Raw genomic sequence first — 13,460 nt, 5'->3', positions numbered from 1 at the left:
TTTCCTACAGCCGGGACCAGTATGAAGCCTTAAACGGCGCTGATGCCCTGCTGTTGATTACGGAATGGCCTCAATTCCGCCATCCGGATTTCGAAAAGGTGAAAAAAGCTCTTAAACAGCCCCTCATCTTCGACGGCAGAAACCAATATGAGCCCGCCCAGATGAAGGAACTCGGCTTCATCTATCACTCTATTGGGCGCGCACTTTAACGGATAAAATCAATCAAAAAACGCAAGGCTGATGGATAAGATTTCCAGGAGCCTCGCGTTTTCACAAAGTCAGATTCAAGCCTTCTTTGAAGGCCAAAGCTTTCTCCTGCCGCCTTCGAACAAGGAATATATCACCGGGATTAGAAGCAGGGAAACAAGAGTGGAAACCAAAAGTCCACCCACCACCGCTCTTCCCAGCGGAGCCTGCGTTTCACCACCTTCAGCCAGCCCCAAAGCCAGCGGGAGCAATCCCAAAACCGTGGTTATGGCAGTCATCAAGATGGGTCTTAGTCTCCGTCGTCCCGCGGTTTCAACGGCTTCGCGCAAATCCATTCCCTCTTCGCGGCGCAGCTTGTTTGCGGTGTCCACCAAAAGGATGGAGTTGTTCACCACGATACCTGCCAACATGATGATGCCCAGATAGCTTTGAATATTGAACGTGGTGCCGGTTAAAAACAGAATCAAAGCCACGCCAATGAAAGCGAAAGGAACCGTGAACATCACCACCAGCGGGTGTTTGAAGGATTCAAACTGACTTGCCATCACCATGTAGATTAAAATTATCGCCAGAATCAAGCCCATCAGCAGTTCGCGGAACGATTCCTGCTGTTGTTTGTAATCTCCCGCAATCTCAACACTATAACCCAGTGGCAGCGGAATTTTATCCAGCTCAGCCTGGATGTCTTTCACCACCGCGCTCAGGTTTCGTCCGCTGTGATTGGCGTTGATATCGATAACTCTTTCCTGGTTCAGCCTTTCGATTACAGTCGAGCTTTGGCTGCTTTCCACTCTCACCACATTTCTGAGAACCACAGGCGCTCCGGCGGGATTTACCACACTGAGATCAAGCAGACGCTCAATCGGCAGTTGGTCTGCATCCTTCACTCTCAAGGTCATGGGATATTCGCGCCCTTCTTCAACAAATTCTCCGGCACTGGAACCCGAAAGTGCGGTTTCCAAAACCTGGGCAATCTGTTGAACGCTGAGGCCCAAATCCGCGGCTTTACGGCGATCAATCACAATCAAATCTTCCGGCGCCCCCGCTGTGCGGCTCAGGTTTGAATCTGTGATACCCCTGATTCCTTCAATGGATTTCTGAATGATGTGGGCAATACGATATGATTCATCGAGGTCGTGTCCTCTAATCTGGATGGAAAGCCTGCTGCTGCCGCCCATAAAGCGCGTCATTTGGCTGCTGGAAGCTGTGCGAACCCGGATTCTGGCTCCGGGGATTCCTGAAAAACGTTTGCGAATTTCGTTGGCGATATCCTCGTCGCTGCGGCTGCGTTCTGAGCGCCCCGACAGCCTCAAGCGCATGGAACCTGTGTTCGAACCTGAAGCCCAGCCTCCACTGCCGGCTTGGGTGATGACGTTCACAATCTCATCGATGCCTTCGAGCCGCTTTTCCAGCTCTTTCATTTTGACATCCACCACTTCCAGGCGCGTTCCGGCTTCCATGTCCAAATTCACGCGGAGCTCGCCCTCGTCTGCTTCAGGCATCAGTTCCGAGCCGATGAAAATTGCCAAAACAACCGCCCCAAGCAAGGTTCCCACTGCGATTAGCATTGTGGTCCTGCGCTTTTTCATCACCCAGGCAAGCGCTTTCGCGTAGATATTCTCCATTCCGCTCAAAATGCGTCCTGTGGCATGAAAGATTCGGCAGCGCAGGCTGTCTTTGCGTCCTTTTGGTTCGCTGCTCACTTCCAACATGCGGCTGGAAAGCATGGGCACGATGGTGAGCGCCGTCACCAGCGAACAAAGCAGCGCGAAAACCACCACAAACCCCAGTTGGCGATACATCAAGCCTGTCATGCCCTTCATGAAAATCAGCGGTAAAAACACCACCACTGAAGTCAAGGTGCTGGCGATGATGGGCGAAGTGACTTCTCCGGCTCCCAGGATTGCGGCTTCCTTGGGTTTTTTCCCCAGTTCCCGATGACGGAAGATATTTTCCAAAACCACGATGGAGTTGTCCAAAAGCTGTCCCACCCCAAGCGCTAACGCCCCGATTGTCATCAAGTTAAGTGTGAATCCTGAAAAATAGAGCAGCCCAAAAGTCGCCATGATTGAAATCGGAATGGCGGTGGAAATCACCAAAGTGCTTTTGATGTTTCGCAAAAAGAAAAGTAGGATGAGAATCGCCAAAATACCACCGATAATCACACTGCTGGTAACGTTGTTGATGGCGCTGTTGATATAGATGGATTGGTCAACCAAAGGCACCACTTTCACTTGGGAAATGCTGCGATTGATGTTTTCAACCTCTTTCAACACACCTTTGGCAACGCGCACCGTGTTTGTTCCTGATTGTTTGCTCACCGAAATCTGGATGCCAGGTTCACCATTGATGCGAACCACGCTGTTCAGTTTTGAGGTGCCGTCTTCGATGGTGGCAATATCTCCCAGAGCGATAACGCTTGAACCGCGTTGCCCAATAACAGTTTGCTCAAGCTCGTCCAAATTTTCAAAAACACCGGGAACCCTCACCGTAATTTGATAGTTGCCTCTATAATTCGTGCCTGTGGGCTTGTTGATATTTGCGGCTTTGATGCGGGTGATGATTTGATCCATGGAAAGCCCCAACGCGCTGATTTTTTGGGGATCAACGTTGATGGAAATCTCGCGGGTTTGACCGCCCCAAACGTTCACGCTGGCAACGCCGTTAACTCGTTCCAGCCGATAGGCGATTTCATTATCAATCAGGCTTCTCAGGCTCACAGGCTCCAAGTCGCTCACCACGCCCATCATCACCACAGGCATGGCAGCGAGGTCAAATTTACGCAAAGAAGGCCGGGTGGCACCTTCGGGAAGGCGGCCAATAATGCGATCCAGGCGGTCGCGGATATCGTTGGAAGCGGCATCCAAATCCGTACCCCAGGCAAAATAAACCTGTACGCTGCTGGAACCTTCCGATGAGCGGGACGAAATTTCCTGAACTCCTGCCACAGCGCTCACAGCCTCTTCGATGGGTCTGGTGATAAGCTCTTCCATCACCAGCGGACTGGCTTTGGAATAGCTGGTGGAAATGCTCAAAGTGGGGGAGGTCACATCCGGCATGGCGTCGATGGGAAGCCTGCTCAAAGCTATCCCACCCAGGATTATCACAATCAGCGACACCATAATGGTGGTCACCGGTGCGTTTACTGAAGTTTGGGCAATCTTCATTTCTTGCCGCCGGGGTTTTGTCCTTGCCTGCCACCAGGCTTTCTGCCTGGCTCGTCTTCATTTTGACCCAGGCTGATTTGGCTGCCGTCATCAAGTTGGTCTTGTCCCAAAGTCACAACCTCACCTTCCAATTCAGGGGAGACGATTTCCACATGGCTGGCAGTTTGGATGCCTTTCTCAATCGGAACAAAAGTGACGGTGGAAGCGGCTTTATCCACCACAAAAACTCCTTCCTGTCCCCGATGTTTACAAATCGCCGCATTGGGTACGGCTCTCACATTTTCTTTGGTTTGAAAAGTGATTGTAGCACGGGCAAACATGCCAGGCTTGAGTTTCAGACCAGGATTTTCCACGCTGAGCTCAATTCTCGCCTGACGTGAATCTTCCTGAAGCATTGGCGCGATGCGGCTCACGCGGGCTTTAAATTGCTCACCCGGCCAGGAATCCGCATTCAAGGTTGCGACCTGTCCCACTCTGAGACGGGTATAATCGCTTTCAATCACATCGATTTCGACCTTGAGGGAACTGATGTCCAAAACCGAAACCAAGGGACTGCCGGAGCTCAATAATTGTCCCGGTTCGGCAAACCTTTCTCCAATCACCCTTTGCGAGGGTCCGCCGCTCCAATCCGCCCGGATGCGAGTGTGGGAAAGCTGGATTTCAGCGGCATTTTTCGCGGCGAGAGAGGCGTTGTATTTCGCCTGTTCAGACGTCAGGCTGGCACTGACGCGGTCAAATTCATCCTGCGAAATATAGTGCTTTGCCAAAAGCTGGCGGCTGTGTTCCAATGCCTTTTGAGCTTCTGAAAGTGAGCTGGCGGCTTGTGCCAGATTGGCTTTGGCCTTGTCGAATTCCAAGCGGAAAAGACTGTCTTCAAGCTGGGCAACCACCTGTCCCCGGGAAACGGTATCTCCAATATCCACAAATAGTTGTGCCAATTGTCCCGCTACTTTGGGTGAAAGAATGAAACTGCCGGCAGCTTTCAGATTTCCGCTGAAAATTGCGGAATCATCCAAATCCATGATTTCCACATTTGCCGTTTCCACAGGAACAGCCTGTGGTCCGCCGCGTCCCATTTCCTTCTTTTTAGATGTTCCACCAAAAATGCGCCAGGCAAAAAGGATTACCAAAAGCGCAATTGGAATCGCTATCAAAATTTTCTTTTTCATTTTCACACACCATCAAATCATTTGATCCACACACACTTACAAGATGTCGGCACAGAATTGCAAGGTCAGTTCCCGGTCAAGGAAAAAATCGAAGTCTGCCTCCAGACATTATGTGGATTAGGTTATCGCTCCAGCTTCACTCTTGACTCTGGCTCGAATGTGCCTCCAACATGCCTCCTGATCAACCCGAAAAAGAATCAGGATGATGAGGGGAAGATGCCAGGTTAATCTGCTTCAGGAGTCAAGAGTGGGGAGGGCAGGTGCCTTCCTGATATATTCATTGAAAGTGAGCTTGTATCCGGTTTTGGAGAGTAATTCCTTGCTTTTTATAAGCTCCCATTCCTCGAGATTGAACTCAGGAAAATAGGCGTCACCCTCAAATTCAGCTTCAATGCGAGTGAGGTATATTTTGGAAATCAGAGGCAAAAAAAGCCGGAAAACCTGCGCGCCGCCAGTGATGAAACATTCTCCTTCATCGCAATGGCAGAGGCAATCCTCCACACTGTGGCAAACTGTGGCGCCCTGGGCTTGGAAATCTTTATCCCGGGTGAGGACAAGGTTCAAGCGCCCCGGCAGAGGGCCCTGCAAACCCAGCCAGGTGTTTTTACCCATCAGGATGGGATGACCCATGGTTTTTTGCTTGAAATAGCGCAGATCCTCTGGAATATGCCAAGGCAGGGTTCCATTTTTGCCGATGAGCATATTGCGGTCAACCGCCACAATGATGGAAAGTTGGGTGTTTTTCATTTTCTCGACCTCCAATCGTTTTCTGGCGAGTGGCTTTAATTCATCGCAAGGCTGTTTAAACTCTGCTCAATGTGCTTTTAGGGTCTGAACACAATTTCACCGGAAAGCAGCTTGCTTTTCACAAAAACCGGTGTCTGGGCGACAAGACTGACATCACCCTCGCAAATCACGTCTTCGCCAAAACTTATATCACCAGTGACTTTCAAACTCTTGCAGCCGGTCAGCGAGGGCACACCTTCCTTGAAGCGTTCCAAAAGCTGGTCGATATTGCCATAATAGCGCTGGTCAAGTTCGATGGGCGGGATGTTTTCCACTCCGCGGCGCAGAACGACTTGGTATTGGTCGTTGAGTTCATACAGGTCGCTCCAGATTGCCAAGAGGTCATTGTTTTTCTTCACCGGCGCGAAGCGGGACCGCGGAACCAGGAGAGCCTTGGCGCCATTGAACACTCCAATCGCCGCTCCCATAGCCGTTTCCAGTTGGTAAATCGGAGTGTTGTCCACGGTTTTTGGATTTACAATCAAAGGAAGTGGCATGATGCCTTCGCCGGTGATGAGGTTCCATTCCAGCGCCTTGAGGTCAATCCATAAATTGTTGGTGTTGAAATAGTTATAGCGTTCGATATCCTGAAATTCATCCAGTTCCTCAGGCGGACATTGAGCTATCTCACGCAGCATGAGCTGGCCGTGTTTGTCCTGACAGAGGTGGCCGCCTTTTTTGTCTGCTTCGGTGCGGGTGCAAACTTCCATCAAAAAGTGGATTTCGTGTTCTTCCATATAGGCGGGGATGCTGGTGTCCACTGTGGCGCCCAGGTTGTCTGAATTGGAAACGAAGGCATAGCGGTAGCCCTCGGCAATCATTTGCTCCAAAACACCGGAGGCGCTCAGCGCGGCATAGATATCACCATGGCCGGGCGGATTCCACATCTTGTCTTCATCCTCATTTTCGTAAGGTTTGAGGTTGTCCTGGCGAATGCGGGGAAACTTGTGTTGCAAAAAGGATACAGGCAGCTTCTGGCGTTTGAGATCCGGATATTTTTCCAGATATTCCAGCGTTTCGGCTTCGGTGCTGTAACTGTTCATCAAAAGCAGCAAAACCTCATATCCAGTGCTGGCGCGAAGGGAAAGCACCTGCCTGGTGATGACATCCAAAAAGTTCATGTTTCCCTTCACGGGAAGCAGACTTTTGGGGCCGCTCAAACCCATGCTGGTTCCCAATCCACCATTCAATTTGATAACCGCAATGTGTTTCAAAATGGATTGGCGCCGGTATTCGGAAAGCGCGGAATGGGCAATCACATTCTGGGCTGAAGGGGGTTCGATTTGGGTTTTGGGAATCAGCCCCAGTTTTCCATCTTTCAGTTGCTCGTAATAGGTTGCAAATGTTCGGATTACCGTCTCAGGCAAGCCCGCGGCCTTCATTTGTTTGGTGAAAAGACTCGACATCGTCTCATCCTCGCTTGTGTTTGGAAAGAGTGTTTTGTAAAAGTTCTGTGTCCACTTCGCTGGGAACGGTTATGTGGCCTGCAGCGCCGTGTTTGTCGTTCCATGTTTTAACGGTTTCGATGGCGTTGGGATTGCAAGCCCAGTTGCGTCTGCCCACTCCACCTATCACGTCCCAGGAAAGCGCGGAAGCCACTACCTTGTCCATATATTCGCTGCCGTCCAAAACAATGCCGTTTCCACCATTTATGCTGCGTCCAATTCCAACTCCGCCGCCGTTGGAAAGCACCACCAAACTCATGCCACGGGCAACGTTTCCCGCAAAACAGTGGGTCGCCATATCTGCCATAACGTTGCTGCCGTCTCGGATGTTGGCAGTTTCGCGGAATGGGGAATCTGTTCCGGAGGTGTCGTGATGATCGCGTCCCAACATCACGGGGCCAATTTTGCCTTCGCGCACAAGCTGGTTGAACCTCAAAGCGATGCGTACCCTGCCTTCTTCATCGGCATAAAGAATGCGCGCCTTGGTTCCGACCACCAATTTATTTTCGTGGGCTTCGCTAATCCAATGGTGGTTGTCTCTGTCCATCGAGTTTCGGCTGGGGTCAATCAAATCCCTTGCCGTCTGGTCTGTGATTTTCAGGTCGCTTTCCCTGCCACTGAGGCAAACCCAGCGGAAGGGGCCGTAACCCCGGTCAAAGCAAAGCGGACCCATGATGTCTTCCACGTAGGAGGGGAAAATGAAGCCTTCGCTGGTGTTGATGCCGTTGCGGGCGATTTCCTTGGCGCCGGCATCGAAAACCGAAGCCATGAAGCTGTTTCCATAATCCCAAAACCTGGTTCCCTTCGCGTCAAGCCTCTGGATTACATTAAAATGACGGATGAGACTGGCATCGACGGCTTCCCGGAATTTGAGCGGGTCATTTGCCAAAAGCGCTCTTCCGGCTTCAAAATCGTATCCGGCGGGAGTGTATCCGCCTTCATAGACCGCGTGGCAGGAGGTTTGGTCGGAAAGCAGTTCCACCTTGATGTCGTGGGTGTCCACATATTCCAACAGGTCAACGATGTTGCCGTGGTAGGCAATGGAAAGCGCTTCACCTTTGGCGCGGTATTCATCCACCCAGTTGAAAATTTCCTGGGGATCCTTGGAAACGCGTCCCACCCAGCCTTGCTGGTGTCTGGTTTCGATGCGGCTGTAATCCACTTCCGCGATAACTCCGATGCCACCGGCAATTTCCACCGCTTTGGATTGCGCGCCGCTCATTCCGCCCAGTCCGGATGAGATGAAAAGCACTCCAGCCAAGTCTTTGTCAGCGGGAATGCCAAGATATTTGCGACCCGCGTTCAAAAGGGTGATGAAAGTTCCGTGAACGATGCCCTGGGGGCCAATATACATCCAGCCTCCAGCGGTCATTTGACCATAATTCGCGACGCCCAAAGCGGTCAAACGCATGAATTCTTCGGGATTGTCCCATTTTCCAATCACCAAACCGTTTGTGGAAATCACGCGCGGCGCTTCTTTGCGGGAGGGAAAAAGACCCAGAGGATGTCCGGATTGCACCACCAGTGTCTGCTCATCGGTCATCAGTTCCAGATATTTTTTGATGAGCTGATATTGCATCCAGTTTTGACAAACCTGTCCGGTTTCACCATAAGTGACCAATTCGTAGGGATATAGGGCGATGTCGAAATCGAGGTTGTTGTCAATCATTACCTGCATGGCGCGACCTGAAACGCTGCCCTTGTATTCATCAATGGGGCGTCCCCAGATTTTGCCAGCGGGGCGGTATCTATATCCATAAATACGCCCGCGGGTCATCAGTTCTTCCAAAAATTCCGGCGCCATTTTTTCATGATGCTCGGCTGGAATATAGCGCAGGGCGTTTTTCAGTGCCTGAGCAATTTCGGATTCGCTGAGCGTCAGGCCACGATTGGGCGCGCGGCGGTATTGTGGGTCAAAAACCGGATCTGGCGGCAGGACCGCGTCGAGTTTAACTTCAAAAGGCTTAGCCATATCATACCTCGTTAGGATAAATTCTTACTGGCTGTTTTGGCTTGCTCAATCTCTTGAAGGATGGATATTTAAAGAGCCGGATGCAAATGCAATTTTCCCAGCTGGCACTGCCAAAACTGCAGATTAATTAAACTTGCCAAAGAGGCGGTTTTTGTCAAGGCAAATGTGGGGCAGGGGCAAGGCTTGTTTCTAATTACCCAATTTTTAAACGATTGAGAGAGTTCATGATAAATGCTGGGGAAATAATGCAGCCTTTGGGTTGAAAAGAAAAACCCGGGAACGGATTCCCGGGTCGAGAGATTTTATGAGCAACGTTAAAAGCTATGCTTCCATCCAGTTTTCAACAATGCGGGGAAGCACTTCACCCGCTTTTCCTTGATGGAATTCATCCACAAAATGAGGCATTTCGCCAGCTTCGAGATTCACAGCGAGGGTTTTTGCTCCCAGATAGGAAGCGGTCATCACAAATCCCGCGGCGGGATAAACCACTCCGCTGGTTCCGACCACCATAAAAACATCGCAGGCTTGCAAAAGGGCGTCAATTTCCTGCATGCGATAGGGCATTTCACCAAACCAAACAATGTCTGGGCGCAGGCTGGCGCCGCATTTTGGGCAGGCTGGGATATCTGGATCGAGGTTGATGGAATCCATCGGAGAGCGGGAATTGCAGCTCAGGCAAAGCGCGTTTTCCAGGCTGCCGTGCATTTCAATAACGCGGGAGTTTCCAGCCCGGGTGTGGAGTCCATCCACGTTTTGGGTGATGAGGCTGAAATTTTGTCCAAGCCAGGTTTCCAGGCGAGCCAAAGCTTCGTGACCGGGATTGGGGTGAGCCTGTCGGGCTTGTTTCCAGCGTTCTTTGTAGAACCGCCAAACCATTGCGGGATTACGTTGATAGGCCTCAGGAGTTGCGACATCGGTGACGGGATAATTTTCCCAAAGTCCATCGCTGTCGCGGAAGGTTTTCAGCCCGGATTCAGCACTGATGCCGGCTCCCGTGAGAACCACCAATTTCGTATTTTCATTGATTTTTATCATTTCATTAACATCATTTTCCTGGTTGTTTCGCTCTTGGAATCGCTCAGACGATAGAGGTAAACCCCGCTGGAAACTGGGCGTCCCTGATCGTCTTGACCGTTCCAAACCGCGGTGTGTGTTCCCGCCGGGAGTTCAGAATCCACAAGGCTGCGGATTTTTTGGCCACGGAGGTTGAAAACATCGAGACTCACAGCGGCAGGACGGGGTAGGTCAAAGCGTATGGTTGTGCTTGGATTAAATGGATTGGGATAGTTTCCAAAAAGCTCGAAACGAAGGGTCTGGACAGGATCATCAGCGGCAACAATGAATTCGCTTTCAATGTAAACGTCATCGATATACCAACCTTCGCCGGTGACATAAGCATCGGAACCGAAAACGAAGCGCACACGCGCGTTTCCAGTGTATTGTGAAAGGTCGAATTCTGCCTGAGTCCATCCGAAGGAGCCGGAATAGACATAAGTATCTGCGGCAAAAGGCGATGCGGGGTTGTTGTAAATCCTGCGCGGATAGCCGCCCACAGGCTCAATTTGCACCCAGGGACCATCATCAATGCTGAGTTCAACCAAGCCTCCATCCCAGGCGTGGGTGGAGTTTGTGTGGACTTCCGCATCCATCCAGTGATGGAAAAACAAACGTCCATTCAGACCCAGCGGAATCACCGGGCTTTCCAGAGCGCCATGAGCAGAACCGGCATAATCTGTCGATCCGGCTCCACCAAATTTCATGGACCATGAGCCGTTGGGGGTGAAGTTGCGATGGTCATCACGATGCCATTGATCGGAGAAATTTGCCAGCGGTGGATAGCTTATCCACCCATGCTGCTCATTTTCAAAGCTATATTTTTGGTTGCCAACGTAGATTGTGAACACGCCTTCCAGGATATTTCCGTTTTCGGCAGTGATGAGATAGCCAACGTTTGCAGAGCTTCCGATGGGCATATCTTCGGAAACCCCAATGTCTATGACGCTTTCACAGAAAATGAAATCATCGGAATAAATGGGATCCAAGCCGACATCGAAAGCTGAAAGGCTGATGAGCGGGTTGTCTGAAAACATGATGAGCATGGGGGAGAAGGCATGACCGCTGCCGCTGTTGCTGACAATGAGATTCAGGCTGGGATTGTCTCCGGGCATAATCATGAGGTTGGAACCGACAAATTCATAGGCGTCCAGTTTGATTTTTGGGGCGTTCAACATCAAGGTTATAGGTGTGACAGCTTCGTGGGAATCGAAGGTGGTCACAAAATTCATGCTGGCTATATGTTTATCGGGATATTCTCCGCTGATGCGGATTTTGAAAAAACCTTCGATGGTCTGGGTTTCAGAGGCGTTCAGGGGGTCGAATCCGCAGCTGCTGTTCAAGACGCTGATATTGGGTGAGTTGCTTTCCAGGCGAAGGGTTCCAGGGTTAATCTGGTCAATCAGACCCACGTTTTGGATGGTAACGGTGAGGTCGATGAGTTCGCCGGTGTGGTAAAGACCGTCATCATCAAGATAATCCACGCTGGAGGCAACCACGTAGGGTTGGTCGGTGGCAATCACGTTGATGGTTTCGTTGAAGGCAAAAAAGTCGTTCGCGATAATGCTGATTTGATAGTCACCAGGCGTGAGGGATTGAATCAGCGAGATATTTACCATGCCGGTGTAGTCCGCTTCGGATTCCCAAAGCAGTTCATCACCGTTTTTCAATCTGAGAGTGGCGCCGGGCGCGTTGGTGAGGATTTGGTAATTGTTCAAACCAACAGCCCAGTAGGAAGGAAGCTGAACGCTCATTTCCTGAGGCGTGTCACCCCAAACCATCAGAGCAGGGTCTCCAAAAAGATTTGTTTCATAAACAACCCAATACATCACGGGTGAGTTGGACATGAAGGGTATATTGTCCACCTTGCTGTCTGCCAAAACAAAACCCAGCTCTCGCAAATCTTCGCCAAAAATGGCATCAATATACTGACGGTGGATTTTTTGAGAGGCTCCATCAGTGGAACCTTGCATACCCCAACCGTAGCGGGAATGAGAAATCATGGCCACCGCGGAGGTGGAAATGCTGGTGAATTTTTCCGTGATGCAATCCGAAGTATATTGACCAGCGTTGGTTTCGCGGTTATCAAAAGAGCCGGCATAGCAGCCTTGCGTGAAATAGATTGAATAGTTTTGATTGATGCCGTTATTGGTGATGTTGCTTGCGGTGACAGCCTGGTTATTCAGACGCATGCAATAGTTCGTGAACGAGTGTCCCAAGTGGTTCACAAGGTTGGGGCCCTGGCTCAGCAGAGGGCGAATCTGGCTTCCGGTCCAGGAATCAGCCTGACCGTAGGTTCTGTCGTAGAGGGTGCTGATGTTCCAATCTGTTGGCACTCCAACAGTTGTGTAGCCGTTCATGGAGCTTCCACCAATCATTTCATCCATGTAATCCCCACCCCAGGTGGGACCATCCCAAAGCCATTCTCCCACGAAAAGTGAGGTTTTTGCATCCGCGACCACAGGTTGAGTCATATAGCTGATGGTTTTATGGATGAAGTTTTCGATTTCGGCATCGTTGTTATAGCAAAAACGTCCAATGGAAAGCTCGGGAACCAAATCCGCTTCGGCAGGTTCGCCCCAAAGATCGTTTCCATTTGAGTTCCAGTTTCCATCCAGGCAGCTATAATACATGTCGGCGGGGATATCGTAGTCCACATATTCTGCTCCGCTGCCCATATTTACATAAAATCCGCGGTGGGGAATCACGTCTGTATCGCCAGCTAAAAGCACGTGGCGCAGGGGGTTGCTTTCATAAACATCGATGATGCAATTGCGGATTTTTTCCTGAAGGTCTTGGCCGGTGAAGCCGCTCTGGATTTCCTGGACGGATTTCATCATGACATTCATCCCACGCTGGTTGTGAAACTCTTTAATGGGCTGCCATTGGTCGAATTTTGATTCATCGTGAATGATGAGATATTCAAAGCCGTTTTCGCGGGAGGAATATTTTGGAATATCGACGCGGTTGTCCACAGAGCTTTCCAACTGACTGCGAATGTAGGCATCCTGTTTCAGAAGGCTCAAAGCCGCGCTGGCTCTGGAACCTTGAGCGGTGCGCACGGTCACATCAATCTGACGGAAAAAAGTCAGTTCAGAGTTTTGGGCATCATATTGGAAGGGGCAAACAGCGGAAAAGTTTATGGGATGCCCGCTCAGGAAATGGGTATTGACCCCGTTGTGGGCGATTTCAGGCCAAATATCGGCACTTTCGTAGATGTCAGGATTCGGCAGGGTGCGCGGATGCTGAATCTGGCAGGAAAGCGGATACTGGGGCTGAATCGGCGCGATGGGTCGCTCCAGCGAAAAAACCTGGGGCTGGCTGAGCCTGACCTCAATGTCGAAAGCTTCCTCACCGGGATTCAGCAGGATTTTGGTTCCAAACCAGGGCAGTTCGGGTTCTCCGGACTCGCCCCAACTCTGGGCGCCATCCAGTTTCACAAATGTGTATTCTTCCGAAACCTTCAGCGAAGGTTGAGACATTGTGTATGAAATATTTACATCGGCTGCCAAGGCGGCAAAACAGATGAGCAGGGAGATGACGGTTAAAAAATGTTTCATTTGGCAAAGACCTTATCGCGTTTTTATTCATTATTATGCAAACCACATTCCAAAGGCGGGAATTCTTTTCCACACCTGTTTTTTCAGATGTTTTGCAGGGA

At 50.6% G+C, this 13,460-nt stretch carries 8 protein-coding genes; 1 reads left to right on the top strand and 7 read right to left on the bottom strand.

From position 1 onward, the window contains the following. Positions 1 to 209: UDP-glucose 6-dehydrogenase (locus GX135_02685; protein ID NLN84997.1), on the top strand; the 209-nt coding region annotated here is incomplete at its 5' end. Positions 210 to 284: 75 nt separating this feature from the next. Here GX135_02685 and GX135_02680 read toward each other — a convergent pair. The 7 genes from GX135_02680 to GX135_02650 all read right to left on the bottom strand — a co-directional run bounded on the left by GX135_02680 (position 285) and on the right by GX135_02650 (position 13,293). Further along, the gene (locus GX135_02680) at positions 285 to 3,374 is read right to left on the bottom strand and encodes an efflux RND transporter permease subunit (protein ID NLN84996.1); all 3,090 of its coding nucleotides are present in this window, start codon (positions 3,372 to 3,374) and stop codon (positions 285 to 287) included. After that, the gene (locus GX135_02675) at positions 3,371 to 4,543 is read right to left on the bottom strand and encodes an efflux RND transporter periplasmic adaptor subunit (protein ID NLN84995.1); all 1,173 of its coding nucleotides are present in this window, start codon (positions 4,541 to 4,543) and stop codon (positions 3,371 to 3,373) included. Before GX135_02675 ends, GX135_02680 begins: the two co-directional genes overlap by 4 nt. A gap of 234 nt (positions 4,544 to 4,777) precedes the next feature. Beyond that, positions 4,778 to 5,290 (bottom strand): dihydrofolate reductase, encoded by a 513-nt coding sequence (locus GX135_02670; protein NLN84994.1) that lies wholly within the window; start codon positions 5,288 to 5,290, stop codon positions 4,778 to 4,780. 77 nt (positions 5,291 to 5,367) lie between these two features. Next, positions 5,368 to 6,735, bottom strand: a complete 1,368-nt coding sequence (locus GX135_02665; protein ID NLN84993.1) for a UTP--glucose-1-phosphate uridylyltransferase — start codon at positions 6,733 to 6,735, stop codon at positions 5,368 to 5,370. 4 nt (positions 6,736 to 6,739) lie between these two features. Further along, a complete protein-coding gene (locus GX135_02660) occupies positions 6,740 to 8,764 on the bottom strand; it encodes a urocanate hydratase (protein NLN84992.1) in 2,025 nt (674 codons plus the stop codon). A 303-nt stretch (positions 8,765 to 9,067) separates the two neighbouring features. Further along, entirely contained in the window at positions 9,068 to 9,781 is a 714-nt protein-coding gene (locus GX135_02655) for an NAD-dependent deacylase (protein NLN84991.1), read from the bottom strand. After that, positions 9,778 to 13,293, bottom strand: coding sequence for a T9SS type A sorting domain-containing protein (locus tag GX135_02650; protein NLN84990.1), 3,516 nt, complete (start codon positions 13,291 to 13,293; stop codon positions 9,778 to 9,780). Before GX135_02650 ends, GX135_02655 begins: the two co-directional genes overlap by 4 nt. Between the last annotated feature and the right edge of the window lie 167 nt (positions 13,294 to 13,460).

The sequence above is a fragment of the Candidatus Cloacimonadota bacterium genome, assembly GCA_012522635.1.
Classification (GTDB): domain Bacteria; phylum Cloacimonadota; class Cloacimonadia; order Cloacimonadales; family Cloacimonadaceae; genus Syntrophosphaera.
This window is presented reverse-complemented; position numbering and strand designations above follow the sequence as displayed.